A 17395-nucleotide genomic window follows, 5' to 3' on the forward strand; every position below is an offset into this window, starting at 1 on the left:
CGGACCGTACGCAGGGTGCGAACGGCGGAAGGCGGCAGGGCCAGTGGAGCCTCGGATCATCGGCGGTACGGACGGGCAGACGGCGGACGTCTTCGACACGGCGGGCCTGCGCCACCGTGTCCTGGACGCGTGGACGGCCGCCCCGGCACGGTTCCGGGAGGACGCCAACGCCGAGGAGGAGCTCGCCCTCGGCGGCTACCGCGACCGGCTGATCGTCGAGCTCGCCCAGAACGCCGCCGACGCCGCCGCCCGCAACGGCACCGCCCCCGGCCGGCTGCGGCTGATCCTCCGGGACGGCGTGCTGGCCGCAGCCAACACCGGCGCCCCGCTGGACGCCACCGCGGTGGAGTCCCTCTCCACCCTCCGCGCCTCCGCCAAGCGCCCCGAGGACGCCCGGGCCGTCGGCCGGTTCGGCGTCGGCTTCTCGGCCGTGCTCACGGTCACCGACGAGCCCGCCGTGGTCTCCTCGCACGGCGCCGTCCGCTGGTCGCTGTCGGAGGCGTTCGCGCTGGCCGCCGCCCGCCCGCAGCTGGGCGAGGAGCTCCGCCGCCGCGAGGGCCACGTGCCGCTGCTGCGCCTGCCCTTCCCCGCGGAGGGGTCGGCCCCGGACGGCTACGACACGGTGGTGGTGCTGCCGCTGCGGGACGCCGCCGCCGAGGACCTGACCCGCCGTCTGCTGGCCGAGATCGACGACGCGCTGCTGCTGACCCTGCCCGGGCTGGCCGAGGTCGTGGTGGAGACGCCGGAGGGCGTCCGGACCCTGACCCGTTCCGCGGACGCCCCGCGCCCGGACGGCATCACCACCGTCACCATCACCGACGGCGACCGCGCCACCGTCTGGCAGACCGTCGGCGCCGAGGGCACCGTCTCGGCCGGCCTGCTGAGCGACCGGACCACCGAGGAGCGCGCCCGCCCGTACTGGTCGGTGACCTGGGCCGTGCCGGTCTCCGACACCGGGGTGCCGCAGCCGCTGCGGACCACCGCGGTGGTGCACGCGCCGACGCCGAGCGACGAGCCGCTGGGCGTGCCCGCGCTGCTGATCGCGGGCTACCCGCTGGACTCCACCCGCCGGCACGTCGCCCCCGGCCCGCTCACCGACTTCCTCACCGAGCGCGCCGCCGACGCCTACGCCGAGCTGCTGAAGGCCCGCGGCGCCGACCTCGGCTCGCTCTCCCTGGTGCCGGGCCGGCTCGGCCACGGCGCGCTGGACAACGCGCTGCGCGCCGCGATCCTGGGCAGGCTGCCCGGCACGGCGTTCCTGCCGCACCCCGGCCCGGTCGAGGAGGGCACCCCGGCCCTGCGGCCGCGCGACGCGACGCTGCTGGAGGGCGCCGACAGCTCGGTGGTGGCCGCGCTGGCGCCGATCTTCCCGGGGCTGCTGCCGGCCGGCCTGGAGCGCCGCCCGGAGCTGCGCGCGCTGGACGTCCGGCGGGTGCCGCTGGCCGAGGTGGTCGACCAGCTCGGCGGCCTGGAGCGCGAGCCCGCCTGGTGGCGCAACCTGTACGCGGCGCTGGGCGGCGCCGACCCGGAGGCACTGGGCGCGCTGCCGGTGCCGCTGGCCGACGGCCGGACGGTCACCGGCCCGCGCCGGGTGCTGCTGCCCTCCGACCCCGAGGACTGGACCGGCTACGAGGGCTACCCGGACTCGCTGACGGAGGCACTCGGCCTGCTCGACCTGCGGCTCGCCCACCCTGAGGCCGCCCACCCGCTGCTGGCCAAGCTCGGCGCTGTGACGGCGACCCCGGCCGGGGTGCTGGACACCCCGGAGGTGCGGGCTGCGGTCGCCCGCTCGCTGGAGGTCGGCGAGGACGACTTCGACGCCGCGGTCGACCTCGCGGACGCGGTGCTCGCCCTGGTGAAGGCCGCCGAGGCGGGCCCGGGTGACCACCCGTGGCTGGCCCGGCTGGCGCTGCCGGACGACGAGGGCGAGCTGACCCGGGCCGGCGAGCTGATCATCCCGGACTCGCCGCTGGCCGAGCTGGCCCGGGACGGCGACGCCGCGTACGTCGACGAGGACCTCCTGGAGCGCTGGGGGCCGCAGGTGCTGGCCGCGGCCGGCGCGCTGGCCGGCTTCGTGCTTGTCCGCGCCGAGGACGTGGTGCTGGACCCGGACGACCTGGAGCGGCTCGACCCGACCGTCCCCGCCGACCGGGCCGCGGGCGGCGCCCCCACGGGGCTGGTCGACGAGGCCCCGGACGGCCTCGCCGAGTGGTGCGAGGACACCCTGGAGGCGCTGCACGCCGACGACAGCGGGGAGATCGGCGTGCCGCCGGTCGCCGCCGAACTGCTCGCCGTCCGCGACCTCGACCTCGTCGACGACGCGGCCTGGCCGCAGGCGCTGGCGGTGCTCGCCCGCCCGCCGTACCGGGACGCGGTGGTGAACCCGGTGCGCACCCTGCTGCCGGACGGCCGCTACGTCGACCTGCCGCCGTACACCGCCTGGTGGCTGCGCGACCATCCGGTGCTGGACGGCCGCGAGCCGGCCGGCCTGCGCGCGGCCGGCGCCGACCCGCTGCTGCGCGGCCTGTACGACGAGGCCCGCACCGACCTCGACGACCAGTTCCTGCACGCCCTCGGGGTGCGGACCACGCTGGCCGCGCTGCTGGCCGAGCCGCACGGCCCGGAGGAGCTGCTGGACCGCCTGGTGGACGACGCCTCCGAGGTGACCCACCGCCAGCTGCACGGCATCCACACCCAGCTGGCCGCGCTGCCGGCCGAACGGGTCGAGCCGCTGGACGTCGTTCGGGCGCTCGCCCCGCTGGACCAGGAGACCGGCCGCCGCCCCGACACCACGGTGGTCGTGGACGCCTCGCGGGCCGTCGTCGCCGACGCCCCGGACCTGGTCGAGCTGCTGCACGACCACCCGGTGCTGCCGGTCGCCCCCGAGCTGGCCGTGGCGCTCGCCGAGCGGCTGCACGTGTCGCTGGCCAGCGAGGTGGCGGGCGGCCGGGTGCTCTCCGACGGCGTGCTGCACCGGGTGCCGGCCGTGGTCCGCGACCTGCTGCCGGGCTGCCCGGCCGCGTACGAGGAGCACGAGGAACTGCTGGTGGTCGGCCCGGACGGCGAGGAGGCCCACGTCGACTGGCGCTGGGACACCGCCGCTGGCACCCCGGAGGTGCCGTACGCCCCGGAGGAGGCCGAGGCGGGCGACGAGGACGACGAGTTCGAGGTGCCGCCGGTGCCGGGCCTGCTGCACGCGGCCACCCCGGAGGGCCTGGCGGCCGGCCTCGCCTGGTCGGTCGGCCAGTGGCACCGGCGCTTCGAGATCCTCGCCGCGCTGGCCGAGCCGGATCGCGCCTACGAGCTGCTGGCCGCCCGCGACTACGAGTCCTGACCGGCCCGGGACCGGGCCCGCCGCACCGCGGCCCCGGTCCCGGGGCCTAGTCGGCGTCGGTCTCGGCGGGCTCGGAGCGGAGCACGATCATCCGCCAGCTGATCTCCAGCAGCACGCCCGCGATCCCGGCGATCAGCACCCCGATCCACGGGTCGCGCACCCCGGCCAGTTCGAGCTGGAAGAAGTCGGACAGCCAGGGCACCATCAGCACCAGGGCGAACGCCCCGCCCATCGCCGCGATCAGCAGGATCCGCCACCAGGAGTACGGCCGGGCGACGATCGCCAGCACCCACATCGCGACCAGGAAGAGCGTCAGCGTCGCCACGCTGGTGTCCGCCTTCAGGTCGGTGCCGTTGTTCGCCCGCGCCAGCATGTACGCGGTGAAGGTGGCCGTGCCGGCGATCACCCCGCCGGGCACGGCGAAGCGCAGCACCCGCCGGACGAAGCCCGTCCTGGCCCGCTCGTTGTTGGGCGCGAGCGCGAGGAAGAAGGCCGGCACGCCGATCGTCAGGGTCGAGAGCACGGTGGAGTGCCTCGGCAGGAACGGGTACGGCACGTGAGTGAAGACCACCAGCAGGGCGAGCAGCACCGAGTAGACGGTCTTCACCAGGAAGAGGTTGGCGACCCGTTCGATGTTGCCGATCACCCGGCGCCCCTCGGCGACCACCGAGGGCAGGGTGGCGAAGGAGTCGTCGAGCAGCACGATCTGGGCGACCGCGCGGGTCGCGTCGCTGCCGGTGCCCATGGCGACGCCGATGTCGGCGTCCTTGAGGGCCAGCACGTCGTTGACGCCGTCGCCGGTCATCGCCACGGTGTGCCCGCGGGACTGGAGGGCGCCGACCAGGTCGCGCTTCTGCTGCGGGGTGACCCGGCCGAACACCGAGGTGGCGTCGGCGGCGTCGGCGAAGGCGGCCGGGTCGTCGTGGGGGAGGGTGCGGGCGTCCACCGGCTCCCCGGCGCCGGGCAGGCCGAGGTGGGAGGCGACCGCGCCGACCGCGACCGCGGCGTCGCCGGAGATCACCTTGGCCCGGACCTGCTGGCGCTCGAAGTAGCGCAGGGTGTCGGCGGCGTCCGAGCGCAGCCGCTGCTGGAGCACCACCAGGGCGAGCGGGTCCAGCCCGGCGGCCGGGTCGGGGTCGTCGAGCGGCAGCGGCGAGCGGCCGAGCAGCAGCACCCGCAGTCCGCGGGCGCCGAGCGCGTCGGCCTCGGCCAGCGCGGGATGCCCGGCGGGCAGCAGCACGTCGGGAGCGCCGAGCAGCCAACTGCCCTCGCCGCCCCGCGGCTCGGCGAGCCGGGCCGCGCTCCACTTGCGGGCGGAGGAGAAGGGCACCGACTCGACCACCCGCCAGCGGCCGTCCGGCGGCGGGCCGAAGGCGTCGATCACGGCCTGCATGGAGGGGTTCGGCCGGGCGTCCGCACCGCCGAGCGCGCCGAGGGCCTCCTGGAGGGCCTCGGGCCCGCCGTGCTCGGCCCGGCCGTCGGCGAGCGGCCGCAGCTCCAGCAGGTCCATGCCGCCCTCGGTGAGGGTGCCGGTCTTGTCCAGGCAGACGGTGTCGACCCGGGCGAGGCCCTCGATCGCGGGCAGCTCCTGCACCAGGCACTTGCGGCGGCCGAGGCGGATCACACCGATCGCGAAGGCGACCGAGGTCAGCAGCACCAGGCCCTCGGGCACCATCGGCACGATGCCGGCCACCATCCGGCGGACGGCCTCCTGCCAGTCGTTGCGCTCCACCGCGAGCTGGCTGATGATCAGGCCGAGCGCGGTGGGCACCAGCAGCCAGGTGATGAACTTGAGGATCTCGTCGATGCCGCTGCGCAGCTCGGAGCGGACGAGGGTGAACTTGGCGGCCTCCTCGGCGAGCCGGACGGCGTAGGCCTGCCGGCCGACCTTGGTGGCGGTGAACGCCCCGGAGCCGGCGACTACGAAGCTGCCGGACATCACCTGGTCGCCGGGGCGTTTCAGCACCGAGTCGGGCTCGCCGGTGAGCAGCGACTCGTCGATCTCCAGACCGTCCGCCTCGGTGACGGAGCCGTCCACGACGACCTTGTCGCCGGTGCCGAGCAGCACGGTGTCGTCGAGCACGACGGCGGCGATGGGCACGGAGGAGGCGGCGCCGTCCCGGCGGACCTGGGGCCTGGCCTCGCCGATCAGCGCGAGGCTGTCGAGGGTGCGCTTGGCACGCAGCTCCTGGACGATGCCGATCGCGGTGTTGGCCACGATGACCAGGCCGAACAGGCCGTCCTGGATCGGGCCGACCACCAGGATGATGGCGAACATCACGCCGATGATCGCGTTGAAGCGGGTGAAGACGTTGGCCCGGACGATCTCGCGGACGGAGCGGCTGGAGCGCACCGGAACGTCGTTGACCTGGCCGCGGGCGACCCGCTCGGCGACCTCGGCCGCCGTCAGTCCGCCCCGACGCCCGGGCGGTCCCGGGTGTCCTGACTCGGCCGTGCCCTCCGCGGGATGCGTCATGGGACCGACTCTAGGTGGGGCCCTGGGCGGGTGCCGCTCCGCCGAGGAGCGGTCAGTCCAGACGAGTGGCGGGGCCCTCGGGGCTCTCGGCGGCCGTTCCTGCCTCGGTGCCCGCCTCGGCGGCCCGGGCGCGGCGGATGGCGTCCCGGCGGGAGCGGCAGTACCAGAGGCCGATCAGCCCGAGCAGGCCGCCGGAGAGGCAGATCCACGGCCAGGTGCCGTGACCGTGGGCCTCCAGGCTGCCCTTGAAGGGCAGCAGGGCGACGAAGGCGACGAACCACAGCACCGTGCCACCGCCGACGATGGCGACGTCGTTGGCCTCCAGGGGCGGGGGCGAGGGGCGCAGCGCGGTCTTGGGCATGGCCCCTAGGGTACGGGGGCGGACGACCGCCGGGGCAGGTGCACCGGGCCCGGTGCGACCGGTTTCGTAGGGAGCTGTCGGTAAGGGCCTTTTTCTACGCGCGAAGATGGCGTGCGAACGAGCGAAAACACATACTGGGGCTTCCGGTTGCTGCTACGCGCGTCATCCCCGACCGTGGCGAGGCCGCCGGCGGACCAGGTCAGCGTCGCCCCAGGTCCCTCCTCCCGTGCCCCCACCCGACGAGGACCCCGCATGTCTCCGCAGGCCCAGTCGACGTCCGTGCTCGACGCGACCTCCGCGCCCTCCGCCGCACCCCGGCCCCCCGCGGGTGCGCTCGACCGCTTCTTCAGGATCACCGAGCGCGGCTCCACGCTGCCCCGGGAGATCCGCGGCGGCGTCGCCACCTTCTTCACCATGGCCTACATCCTGGTGCTGAACCCGATCATCCTGGCCAACGCCACGGACATGACCGGCGCGCACCTCGACAGCGGTCAGCTCGTCACCGCCACCGCGCTCACCGCCGGCCTCACCACGCTGCTGATGGGCGTCATCGGCAACGTGCCGATCGCCCTCGCGGCAGGCCTCGGCGTCAACAGCATCGTCGCCCTCCAGCTCGCCCCGCGGATGACCTGGGCCGAGGCGATGGGCATGGTCGTGCTGGCCGGCTTCGCGATCCTGCTGCTGGTCGCCACCGGCCTGCGCGAGCGCGTGATGAACGCCGTGCCGCTCGGCCTGCGCAAGGCCATCGCGATCGGCATCGGCCTGTTCATCGCCCTGATCGGCCTGGTCGACGCCGGCTTCGTCAGCCGGATCCCGGACGCCGCGCACACCACCGTCCCGCTGCAGCTCGGCGGCAGCGGCCACCTGCTCGGCTGGCCCGTGCTGGTCTTCGTGCTCGGCCTGCTGCTCACCCTCGTCCTGCTGGTCCGCAAGGTGCCCGGCGCGATCCTGATCGGCATCGTCGCCGCCACCGCCGTCGCCCTGGTGATCGAGCAGGTCGTCGGCCTCGGCCAGGGCTGGGGCCTGACCGTCCCGACCTGGCCCGGCAGCCCGGTGGCCGCGCCGGACTTCGGCCTGATCGGCAAGGTCAGCCTGTTCGGCGGGTTCCACCACGCCGGCGCGCTGACCGGTGCGCTCTTCGTCTTCACCGTGCTGATGTCCTGCTTCTTCGACGCGATGGGCACCATCCTCGGCGTCGCCGACGAGGCGCACCTGCTCGACGAGAAGGGCGACCTGCCGGGCATCAACAAGATCCTCCTGGTGGACGGCATCGCCACCGCCGCCGGCGGCGCCACCTCCTGCTCCGCCAACACCTGCTACGTGGAGTCCACCGCGGGCGTCGGCGAGGGCGCCCGGACGGGCTTCGCCTCGATCGTCACCGGCACGCTGTTCCTGCTGGCGCTCTTCCTCACCCCGGTGGCCACCATGGTCCCGGCGCAGGCCGCCACCCCGGCGCTGGTCGCGGTCGGCTTCCTGATCCTGGCCAACTCGATCAAGGACATCGACTGGGCCGACCACACCATCGCGATCCCGGCGTTCCTGACCATCGTCCTGATGCCGTTCACCTACTCGATCACCAACGGCCTCGGCATGGGCTTCATCGCCTTCTGCGTGCTGCGCCTGGCCGCCGGCCGGGGCCGCGAGGTGCCCGCGGCGATGTACGCGGTGTCCGCGGTGTTCGCCTTCTACTACCTGATGCCGGCGCTCGGCCTGCTCTGACCGCCGCCGCCCTGAGGGCCCTTCCCCGGATGCCGGGGGAGGGCTCGTCGGCGTTCCCGGGTGTGCTCCAGGAGGGGGAGCGGACCGGCGCGCGAGGGGGCGTACGGGTGGCGATCCGGCGTCCATTCGACGGAGGGGGCGCGTGTTCCGGGCGGGTGTTGTGCAGGGGCCGTCAACACGCCCCGATCTGGCAACTTGCGTGTCCATGACCATGCTTGGATGGCCGGACCCCGGCCGGCCCGCCCCTGCCCCGGCGCCCGTACCCGGTGATGCCGGCCGCGCTCCCGGGTAGGCATCTGCGGCATCCGGAGCCGACCGGTCGGGACTCCCCCACCACCGTGACATGTCGTCGGAGGGCCACCTTGCGCATCCTGCTGGTCGCCAGCGCGTTCAACAGCCTCACCCAGCGTGTCCACACCGAGCTGCGCGACCGCGGCCACACCGTGGCCGTCGAACTCGCCCTCGGGGACGAGCCCGTCCGCGCCGCCGTCGGCCGCTTCGAACCCGACCTCGTCCTCGCGCCGATGCTCACCCGGGCCGTGCCCGAGGACGTCTGGCGCGGACACCCCGTCCTCATCGTGCACCCCGGGCCCAAGGGCGACCGCGGGCCCTCCTCCCTCGACTGGGCCATCCACCAGGGCGCCGAGGAGTGGGGCGTGACGGTGCTCCAGGCCGTCGCCGAGATGGACGCCGGCCCGATCTGGGCCTCCGTCCCCTTCACCCTGCCCGCCTGCGGCAAGAGCGAGGCGTACCGCACCGAGGTCGCCGACGCCGCCCTGGAGGCCGTGCTGCTCGCCGTCGAGCGCTACGACAGCGGCTGGTTCGAACCCGAGCCGCTCGACTACTCCCGCTGGGACGTCCGCGGCACGCTCCGCCCGTACCACGCCCAGGAGTACCGGCGGATCGACTGGGCCGCCGACGACACCGCCACCGTGCTGCGGAAGCTGCGCTCCGGCGACTCCCAGCCCGGCGTGCTCGACGAGCTGTACGGCCGCGAGCACTTCCTGCACGGCGGCCACCCCGAGGACCGCCTGCGCGGCGCCCCCGGCGCCGTCCTCGCCACCCGCGAGGGCGCGATCTGCCGGGCCACCACCGACGGCGCCGTGTGGATCCCGCAACTGCGCCCGCGCCGCACCCCCGGCGGCCCGGCCACCTTCAAGCTGCCCGCCGACCAGGCGCTCGGTGACCTCCTCGACGGCGTCCCCGAGGCGCCCGTCACCCCCTGGGAGGCGGCCCGGCGCAGCACGTACTCCCAGCTGCGCTACCGCGAGGACGCCGGGGTCGGGTACCTGGAGTTCGCCTTCCCCGGCGGTGCCATGAGCACCGGGCAGTGCCGGCGGCTGCTCGCCGCCTACCGGGAGGCCTGCACCCGGCCCACCTCGGTGCTGGTGCTCGGCCCGGCCCGGGACTTCTACTCCAACGGCATCCACCTCAACACCATCGAGGCGGCCGCCGACCCCGCCGAGGAGTCCTGGCAGAACATCAACGCCATGGACGACCTCGTCGAGGCGATCCTCACCACCACCGACAAGCTCACCGTCTCCGCGCTGGCCGGCAACGCCGCCGCCGGCGGCCTGATGCTGGCCGTCGCCGCCGACGAGGTCTGGTGCCGCTCCTCCGCCGTGCTCAACCCGCACTACCGGCTGATGGGCCTGTACGGCTCCGAGTACTGGACGTACACCCTGCCCCGCCGGGTCGGCGAGGAGACCGCCCGCCGGCTCACCACCGCCGCGCTGCCGGTCGGCCCGCAGGAGGCCGAGTCGGTCGGCCTGGTCGACCGGGTGCGCCGGGGCAGCGCCGCCGAGTTCCGCCGCTGGGTGGAGCGGGAGGCGGCCGCGCTCGCCGACTCGCCCGAGCTGGGCACCCGGCTGCTGGAGAAGAAGCGCCGCCGGGCCGCCGACGAGGCCGCCAAGCCGCTCGCCGCCTACCGCGCCGAGGAACTGACGCACATGCGGCGCAACTTCACCGCCCCGGACGAGCCCTACCACCGGCTGCGCCGCGACTTCGTGCACAAGGTCTGCCCGACCGCGACCCCGGAGCACCTCCGCGGCTGACCCGCAGAACGGCAGCGGGCCGGTCCGCCCCCGTGGCGGACCGGCCCGTCGTCGTGTGCGGCCCTCGCGGCCGTCTCAGTGCTGTGGCTGCCCGTCGGGCTGCGGACCCGACCAGGCGGGCACGATCCGGCCGCTCACCGGGGCGGACGGCGCCGGGCGGGCCCGCCGCCGACCGCTCTGGCCGCTCTGGGCACTCTGGGCGCCCTGGCCGGTCTGCCCGTTGTAGCCGGTGCCCGGGGAGAACAGGTCCGTCTCCCGCGGGGTGCCGTGCAGCGGCCACTGCGGCCAGTCGTCCGGGGCGCGACGCGCCGCCGGCTTCGGCGGCAGCGGTGCGGCCCGGCCGGTGACCACCGGACGCTGCTTGCTCGGCGCGACCGCGAAGGCCAGCGCACTGATGAAGACGTACGTGCCGAAGCCGACCGCCAGCGGAAAGACGAACTGCAGCGCCACCGGGCCGGGCGGCGTGCGCTCGCTGTCCGAGAGGTGCACCGAGACGGCCATCATGCCGGTGTAGTGCATGGCGCACACCGCCACGCCCATCACCGGGGAGGCGGCCAGCACCGCCGCGGTGCCCTGGATGTTGAGCGCAGCCCAGAGCGCGGCGGTCGCGGCGAGGACGGCGATCCCGACCGAGGCGCCGACCAGGACGTGGTCGTAGCCGATCCGGCCGGGCAACCGCATCGCGGCCATGCCCAGGTAGTGCATGGCGGCCACCCCGAGCCCGGTGGCGACGCCGCCGATGAGCAGGGCGCTGCGCCGGTTCGAGCTGTGGCCCACGGTGAAGATGCCGATGCCGACGAAGCCGATCGCCACGAGCAGGCTGACCAGGGTCAGCGGCACGTTGTAGTGGATCTCGACGCCGCTGACGGCGAAGCCGAGCATGGCGACGAAGTGCATGCTCCAGATGCCGCCGCCGAGCGAGATCGTGCCGAGCAGCAGCCAGTTGCGCCGCGAGCGCCCCTCGGTGAGCAGGGCCCAGCGGGTGCTGCGGAGCGCCACCAGGGCGCCCAGACATGCGACGAGGTACGAGAACGCCGGTGTCACCCAGCCGTAGACAGCGTGGTGGATGTGACCCAAGAGGACTCCCGGGGGCGGAGTAGGGGTGCACAGTGCCGGCGTGCTGTGTTCCTGACAAGCCGAACCCTAGCGACCCGCTCCGCTCGTGGGCAACGCCGGGAGATTCGGTGAACTCGCAGGTCAGTAGCGGTACTTCACGTTTGGCGCAAGATCTTGTCACCGGAGATCGACACGATGTCCCGCCCGTCTCCGCACCCTGGCGGGAGGCCGGCCGCGGGCGGCCGTAAAGGATTTTCCTTAGCGAGGGTAATGACGTAGTCTAATGACCATGCCCGAGATGTCCGAGGACGACCTCGCAGCCGTCAGCCAGCTGCGATCGTCCACGATGCGCCTCGCCCGCCGGCTGAGAAACCAGCGGGTCGAGGAGTCGCTGAGCCCCACCGAAATGGGGGTGCTCGGCACCCTGGCCCGCTGCGGCAGTGCGACACCCGGCGAGCTCGCCCGGCGCGAGCACGTCCAGCCGCCGTCCATGACGCGGATCATCGCGATGCTGGAGGAGAAGGGGCTGGTGCGGCGCGAGCCGCACCCGGACGACCGCCGTCAGGTGGTCGTCAGCAGCACCGAGCAGGCGGAGACGATCCTCATGGAGAGTCGCCGGCGGCGGAACGCCTGGCTGGCCGAACTGGCCGAGGGGCTGAGCGAGGAGGAGTGGGCGCTGGTCCGCGCGGCGGCACCGGCCCTCTACAAACTCGCGCACCTCTGACAGCCACGGCTGCCAGGCACGACATCCCACGGCCCGAACGAAGGAGTACCGCATCACCGCAGGACACATCAGTGACACCAGCCGCGCAGCGACGTACCTGCCCGTCGCCGCGCCCCGAGGGGAGACCACCTTGACACCGCCGGCCGCAGCCAGCGCCGCCGCCACCCGTACCGACGACCTCACCGCAGAACCCGCAGCCGACCGCGCTGCCACCGCCGAGAGCCAGGCGCCCGCCCCCGTGGGCCTGCCCGGCACCGGCGACGACGACCCCGACGAACGCCCCGCGGCGGTCACCCCCGCCGCATCCGACCCCGCCGCACCACGGGCGGGGGACGGCCCCACCGGGGCCCGCTTCACCCGGCCCGGAGGAATGTTCTCCTCCCTGCGGATCCGCAACTACCGCTACTTCTTCGCCGGCCAGGTCGTCTCCAACACCGGCACCTGGATGCAGCGCATCGCCCAGGACTGGCTGGTGCTGAGCCTCACCGGCAGCCCCTTCGCGGTCGGCGTGACCACCGCCATGCAGTTCCTGCCGATGCTGCTGCTGGGCCTGTGGGGCGGCGTGCTCGCCGACCGGCTGCCCAAGCGCCGGCTGCTGCTCGCCACCCAGGGCGCGATGGGCCTGCTCGCCGCCGCCCTCGCGGTGCTCACCGTGACCGGCGTCGTGACGGCCGGCTACGTGTACGTCTTCGCGCTGCTGCTCGGTCTGGTCACCGTCGTCGACAACCCGACCCGGCAGGCATTCGTGAGCGAGATGGTGCCCGCCAAGGACCTCGCCAACGCGGTCAGCCTGAACGCCGCCAACTTCCAGACCGCCCGCCTGGTCGGCCCGGCCGTCGCCGGCCTGCTGATCGCCGCGGTCGGCAGCGGCTGGGCCTTCGCGGTCAATGCGCTGTCCTTCGCCGCCGTGCTCGGCGGCCTGCTGGCGATGCGCGAGAGCGAACTGCGTCCCGTCGCACCGGTCGCCCGGCAGCGCGGCCAGCTCCGCGAGGGCCTGCGCTACGTCCGCGAGCGGCCGGAGCTGCTGTGGCCGATGGTGCTGGCCGGGTTCATCGGCACCTTCGGCTTCAACTTCCCGACCCTGCTCTCCGGGTTCGCCTACGACACCTTCAAGGTCGGAGCGGGCGAGTACGGCCTGCTCAACACGGCGATGGCGGTCGGCTCGCTGGCAGGCGCGCTGCTGGCCGCGAGACGCGGCGCGCCCCGGCTGCGCAGGCTGGTCGGCGCCGCCGTGGCCTTCGGCATCCTGGAGGTCCTGGCCGCCTTCGCACCCGGCTACTGGACCTTCGCGGCCCTGCTGACGCTGATCGGTGTCTTCGGCCTGACCTTCAACACCTCGGTCAACGCCGCGCTCCAGCTGGGCACCGATCCTGCCGTCCGCGGCCGGGTGATGGGCCTGCTGGTGCTGGTCTTCACCGGCGGCACCCCGATCGGCGCCCCGCTGGTCGGCTGGGTCACCGCCGCGTACGGGCCGCGGCTCGGCCTGCTCGCCTGCGGCCTGGTGTCGGCGGCCGCCGCCGCGGTGGTCGCCGTGGTGCTGGCCCGCGCCGCCGACCTCAAGGTCCGGGTCGACCTGCACCCGGGTGCGGGCCGTCGGGTGGTCGCGGTGGTGCCGCGCACCCTGCCGAAGAAGGCCCTGGCCACCGCCTGCTGAGACCGGGCCCGGCCGGTGCCCACGCGGCACCGGCCGGTCCTTCGTCACGGGCTCACAGGCATCACAGGCGGCACAGACGTCACAGGCATCACAGGCGGATCGCCAGGATCTGCCCCGGCCACGGCCCGCTCGGCTGGGCCGCCTCGAAGGCCTCGGTCGGGGTGAAGCCGAGCCGCTCGTACTGGGCGACCAGCTTGCGGTCGTCGCCCGCGTAGCAGTCCACCCGGAGCAGGCCGATGCCGCGCGAACGGGCCTGCTCCACCGCGTCGGCGACCAGGGCCGCGCCGATCCCGGAACCCGACCGCTCCCGGTCGGTGACCAGCAGCCGCACGTACAGCTCCCGCTCGCCGGCCGGGGTGGCGTAGTCCGGCGGCTCCTCCGCCAGCACGCAGACGCCGACGGTGCGGCCCTCCGTGTCCTCGGCGGCGCGCAGCAGGTAGTCGCCCGCGTAGCGGTGGATCCGCTCCACCGCGGCCGGGCGGCCGGTCCACGGCTTGTCGCCCCACTGGCCGGTCCGCCCGTGCGAGGCCAGCCAGGCGACGGCGGCGTCGAGCAGGGCAAGGGTGTCGGCCGCGTCCCCGGGGCCTCCTGTTCTGATCTTCATACGGATCGTTCTAGTCGTGGATCCCGCCCGGCGGAAGGGGGCCTGCGGGGAAGATGGGGCCATGAGGCTCTTTGTGGCGGTCAACCCGCCGAGCGAGGCTTTGCAGGAACTGGTCGACGCCGCGGCCGCCGTCCGGGAACAGCCCGGTGCGGACCGGCTGCGCTGGAGCGGGACCGAGGGCTGGCACCTCACCCTCGCCTTCCTCGGCGAGGTGCCCGTCACCGAGCTGCCCGAACTGGAGGCCGCACTGGCCCGGACGGCCGGCGAGCACGGCGCCCACCGGCTGCGGCTGGCCGGCTGCGGCACCTTCGGCGACCGGGTGCTCTGGGCCGGCGTGGACGGCGAGGTGTGGGCCCTGCGGCGGCTCGCCGAGGCCGTCCGCGGCGCGGTCGGCGAGGTCGGCGTCGAGACCGACCAGTACGGCTTCCACCCGCACCTCACGCTGGCCCGCGCCGGGTCGAGCCGCGGCCGCCGCCGGGCCGAGCAGCGGGTGGCCGCCGCCGAGCTGCAGCACCTCGCCACCGGGTTGGACGGCTTCCGCGGCATGGAGTGGGAGGCCGGCGAGTTCCACCTGATGCTCAGCGAAACCGGCTTCGGCCCGTCCCACTACCGCACCCTCGCCACCTGGCCCCTCGCCCGCTGGGAGGCCGGCTGAGCGCGTGGCGAACGCCCCCGGGCTCAGCCCAGGTCCGGGCCGGGGCGGAGTTCGACCTTCTGGGGGTGGGCGTCCGCGAGTTCCAGGACGGTGATCTCGTTGCGGCCCGGGCGGAGCAGCGGCTGCGGGCAGTACAGCGTCGCCTGCGGGCCCCGGGCGTCGTAGCGGCCCAGCAGGAAGCCGTTCACCCACAGGTACCCGCGCACGCCGCCGGGCACCGCGAGGAAGGCGTCCCCGGTGGCCTCCAGCTCCAGCACACCCCGGACGAGCCGCTCCCCGGTCCCCGGACGGTCCTGCGGCGCGGGCCCGAACTCCGCCGCGGGCAGCGGGTCGAGGCGGAGCGCCTCGGCCCGCCACCGGTGCAGGTACTGCCGTTCGTGCCGGACACCGTCGACGCCCTTGGTCTCGCCCACCAGCGGGCCGTAGTTGACCCGGCCGAGCGACTCCACCAGCAGCTCCACCGCCACCCCGCCGGGTACCGCGAGCTCCGGCTGCGCCACCCCGCGTTCCAGCTCGGCCACCCGCTCCCCGTCCACCCGGAGCACCGCCCGGTCCCGCAGGCCCTCGACGGTGAGCGGCAGCTCCGGCCGCCCGTCCGGGACCTTCGCGGTGTACCGGACCAGGCCGTGCTCCAGCCCGAGCTCCTCGAAGAGCGGCGGCACCGGCGCGTCCACCGCCGGGCCGAACGGCAGGGCGGCCGACTCGGTGAGCCCCACCGCCGGCGCCTGCAGCACCGGCGGCAGCTCCGGCAGTGCCGCCTCCCGGTCGTCGAGGAAGCGCGCCTCCACGGGCCGCGCCGCGGCGAACTCGGCCAGCACCTCCCGGAACAGCGCGAACTTGGCGGTCGGCGTGCCCCGCTCGTCCAGCGGGGCGTCGTAGTCGTAGGAGGTGGTCACCGGCTGGTACGGCGAGTGCGTCCAGGCGGTGGAGTTGAACGGCGGGTCGGCGTGGTTGGCGCCCGCGCCGGTGCCGAAGTTGGTGCCGCCGTGCGCCATGTAGAGGTTGACCGAGGCCCCGGCCGCCAGGATGCGGCGCAGGGTGTCGGCGGCGTCCTCCGGGTCGCGGGTGTGGTGCGGCTTGCCCCAGTGGTCGAACCAGCCGTTCCAGAACTCCATGCAGAACGGCGGGTCCTCGGGGCGGTGCCGGCGGAGCACCGCGAAGCCCTCCTCCGGTGCCGAGCCGAAGTTCACCGTGGCGAGGACCCCGGGCAGTGTCCCGCCGGTCAGCATGTGGTCCTCCGGCCCGTCCGAGGTGAACAGCGGGACGGTCACCCCGCGCCGCAGCAGGCCGTCCGCCAGGTGCCGCAGATAGCCGGCGTCGCTGCCGAAGGAGCCGTACTCGTTCTCCACCTGCACCATCAGCACGTTCCCGCCCCGGTCGACCTGCCGGGCCGCCACGGCGGGCAGCACGGCGTCCAGGAAGGCGTCCACGGCCGCCAGGTACTCCGGGTCCGAGGTCCGGGCCCGCCGCCCCACCCGGGCGGTCAGCCAGCCGGGCAGCCCGCCGTTGTCCCACTCCGCGCAGATGTACGGGCCCGGCCGGACGATCGCCCACAGGCCCTGCCGCGCCGCCTCGTCGAGGAAGGCGCCGAGCTCCTCCGTCCGCTCGAACCGGCCCGGTGCCGGCTCGTGCACGTTCCACGCCACGTACGTCTCGACGGTGTTCAGGCCCATCGCCCGGACGGCGGCCAGCCGGGCCGGCCACTGCTCGGGACGGGTGCGGAAGTAGTGCACGGCGCCGGACAGGATGCGCAGCGGGCGCCCGTCCAGCCGGAAGCCCGCGGAGTCGTAGGTCAGCATGCCCCCAGCCTGCACAGACGGCGCCGCCCCGGCCATGGACAAAACCCGGGCAGGTGTTGGACTGTCGTCCCCGGAGGTGAGCCGTGCAGCGGTGGTGGCACTACCTGACACCCGGCCCGGCCCAGCTGGCCACCGGGCTCGCCTGCCTGGGCGTCGGCATGCAGCGCGGGCGGCTGCCCGTGGTCGGGCCCCGCATCCTGGACCGCTGGGTGGCCGTCGTCGTCACCGCCGGCCGCGGCTGGTACGCCGCACCGGACGGCGCCCGCCGCCCGGTGGCCGCCCCCGCGGTGGTCTGGCTGCGCCCCGGCGTGCCGCACCACTACGCCCCGGACGACGCGGACGGCTGGTCCGAGGCCTTCGTCGACTTCACCGGCCCCGGCCTGGCCGGCTACACCGAACTCGGCCTCCTCCCGGACGAGGAGGTGGTGCCGCTGCTCGACGCCGACCGCGCCCAGCGGGTGATCGCCCGGATCGCCGGCGCCTGCCGTCGCGGCGGCCCCCTGGTGGACACCGAGGCCGCGGCCGCGGTGCACGAGCTGCTCCTCGAACTGCACCGGCAGCGGGCCGACCTGGACCCGCGCGGCGGCACCGTGCTGGAGGCACTGCGCCGGGACGCCTTCCTGCCGCACTCGGTCGCCGAGCACGCCCGCAGGGCCGGCCTGTCCGTGGCCGGGCTGCGCCGCGCCGTGCGGGCCGTGGGCGAGACCGGTCCGAAGGAGTACCTGCTGGCGGTGCGGCTCAGCGAGGCGAAGCTGCTGCTCGCCGCGGGGGAGCTGCCGGTGGCGGCGGTGGCCCGCCGGGTCGGCTACGAGGACCCGGCGTACTTCACCCGGCTGTTCACCCGCCGGGTCGGGGTCGCGCCCTCCGTCTTCCGGGAGCGCGAGCAGCGCGGCGACGGGCCGCCACGGGCCAGTGCCGAGGCGCTGCCGGCGACCGACTAACCTCGAAGCGTGGACCCG

The 17395-nt window shown here is 74.9% G+C and carries 12 protein-coding genes; 7 read left to right on the plus strand and 5 right to left on the minus strand.

Annotation, left to right across the window (positions count from 1 at the left end; genetic code table 11):
* Positions 1-43 precede the first annotated feature (43 nt).
* A complete protein-coding gene (locus AB0P35_RS08000; RefSeq protein WP_363507916.1) occupies positions 44-3334 on the plus strand; it encodes a molecular chaperone Hsp90 in 3291 nt (1096 codons plus the stop codon).
* A 46-nt stretch (positions 3335-3380) separates the two neighbouring features.
* On the opposite strand, the gene AB0P35_RS08005 is transcribed toward AB0P35_RS08000, so the two are convergent.
* Entirely contained in the window at positions 3381-5810 is a 2430-nt protein-coding gene (locus AB0P35_RS08005) for an HAD-IC family P-type ATPase (RefSeq protein WP_363507919.1), read from the minus strand.
* 52 nt (positions 5811-5862) lie between these two features.
* A complete protein-coding gene (locus tag AB0P35_RS08010) occupies positions 5863-6171 on the minus strand; it encodes a DUF2530 domain-containing protein (protein ID WP_363507922.1) in 309 nt (102 codons plus the stop codon).
* A gap of 252 nt (positions 6172-6423) precedes the next feature.
* On the opposite strand from AB0P35_RS08010, the gene AB0P35_RS08015 reads away from it, so the two are divergent.
* Both AB0P35_RS08015 and AB0P35_RS08020 read left to right on the plus strand, forming a co-directional pair.
* On the plus strand, positions 6424-7890 hold the full coding sequence (locus AB0P35_RS08015; protein ID WP_363507925.1) for an NCS2 family permease: 1467 nt from the start codon (positions 6424-6426) through the stop codon (positions 7888-7890).
* Between the two features lie 362 nt (positions 7891-8252).
* The gene (locus AB0P35_RS08020; protein ID WP_363507928.1) at positions 8253-9944 is read left to right on the plus strand and encodes a hydrogenase maturation protein; all 1692 of its coding nucleotides are present in this window, start codon (positions 8253-8255) and stop codon (positions 9942-9944) included.
* Positions 9945-10019: 75 nt separating this feature from the next.
* On the opposite strand, the gene AB0P35_RS08025 is transcribed toward AB0P35_RS08020, so the two are convergent.
* Positions 10020-11021, minus strand: coding sequence for an MHYT domain-containing protein (locus AB0P35_RS08025; protein ID WP_363507931.1), 1002 nt, complete (start codon positions 11019-11021; stop codon positions 10020-10022).
* Positions 11022-11289: 268 nt separating this feature from the next.
* Here AB0P35_RS08025 and AB0P35_RS08030 point away from each other — a divergent pair, with 268 nt between their 5' ends.
* Both AB0P35_RS08030 and AB0P35_RS08035 read left to right on the plus strand, forming a co-directional pair.
* Positions 11290-11724 carry a MarR family transcriptional regulator gene (locus AB0P35_RS08030; RefSeq protein ID WP_179419398.1) on the plus strand — a complete coding sequence of 145 codons (435 nt, stop codon included), beginning with the start codon at positions 11290-11292 and terminating at the stop codon, positions 11722-11724.
* 238 nt (positions 11725-11962) lie between these two features.
* Positions 11963-13378 (plus strand): MFS transporter, encoded by a 1416-nt coding sequence (locus AB0P35_RS08035; protein WP_306454429.1) that lies wholly within the window; start codon positions 11963-11965, stop codon positions 13376-13378.
* 88 nt (positions 13379-13466) lie between these two features.
* Here the strand turns inward: AB0P35_RS08035 and AB0P35_RS08040 are convergent, their stop codons facing one another.
* Positions 13467-13982: a GNAT family N-acetyltransferase gene (locus tag AB0P35_RS08040; protein ID WP_095873557.1), complete on the minus strand. Its 516-nt coding sequence runs from the start codon at positions 13980-13982 to the stop codon at positions 13467-13469.
* A 61-nt stretch (positions 13983-14043) separates the two neighbouring features.
* Here AB0P35_RS08040 and thpR point away from each other — a divergent pair, with 61 nt between their 5' ends.
* Positions 14044-14637 (plus strand): RNA 2',3'-cyclic phosphodiesterase, encoded by a 594-nt coding sequence (gene thpR, locus AB0P35_RS08045; protein WP_363507935.1) that lies wholly within the window; start codon positions 14044-14046, stop codon positions 14635-14637.
* Between the two features lie 23 nt (positions 14638-14660).
* Here thpR and AB0P35_RS08050 read toward each other — a convergent pair whose 3' ends face one another.
* Positions 14661-16436: a glycoside hydrolase family 35 protein gene (locus AB0P35_RS08050; RefSeq protein WP_363507938.1), complete on the minus strand. Its 1776-nt coding sequence runs from the start codon at positions 16434-16436 to the stop codon at positions 14661-14663.
* 83 nt (positions 16437-16519) lie between these two features.
* Between AB0P35_RS08050 and AB0P35_RS08055 the strand changes: the two genes are divergently transcribed.
* Positions 16520-17377 carry an AraC family transcriptional regulator gene (locus AB0P35_RS08055; protein WP_363507941.1) on the plus strand — a complete coding sequence of 286 codons (858 nt, stop codon included), beginning with the start codon at positions 16520-16522 and terminating at the stop codon, positions 17375-17377.
* Positions 17378-17395 lie beyond the last annotated feature (18 nt).

The sequence above is a fragment of the Kitasatospora sp. NPDC085879 genome, from assembly GCF_040686255.1.
Classification (GTDB): Bacteria; Actinomycetota; Actinomycetes; order Streptomycetales; family Streptomycetaceae; genus Kitasatospora.

Excerpts from the sequence above, each read along its gene's own strand:
- AB0P35_RS08005 (WP_363507919.1), bottom strand. The coding sequence starts at position 5,810 with ATGACGCATCCCGCGGAGGGCACGGCCGAGTCAGGACACCCGGGACCG.
- AB0P35_RS08010 (WP_363507922.1), bottom strand. The coding sequence starts at position 6,171 with ATGCCCAAGACCGCGCTGCGCCCCTCGCCCCCGCCCCTGGAGGCCAAC.
- AB0P35_RS08015 (WP_363507925.1), top strand. The coding sequence starts at position 6,424 with ATGTCTCCGCAGGCCCAGTCGACGTCCGTGCTCGACGCGACCTCCGCG.
- AB0P35_RS08030 (WP_179419398.1), top strand. The coding sequence starts at position 11,290 with ATGCCCGAGATGTCCGAGGACGACCTCGCAGCCGTCAGCCAGCTGCGA.
- AB0P35_RS08040 (WP_095873557.1), bottom strand. The coding sequence starts at position 13,982 with ATGAAGATCAGAACAGGAGGCCCCGGGGACGCGGCCGACACCCTTGCC.
- thpR (WP_363507935.1), top strand. The coding sequence starts at position 14,044 with ATGAGGCTCTTTGTGGCGGTCAACCCGCCGAGCGAGGCTTTGCAGGAA.
- AB0P35_RS08050 (WP_363507938.1), bottom strand. The coding sequence starts at position 16,436 with ATGCTGACCTACGACTCCGCGGGCTTCCGGCTGGACGGGCGCCCGCTG.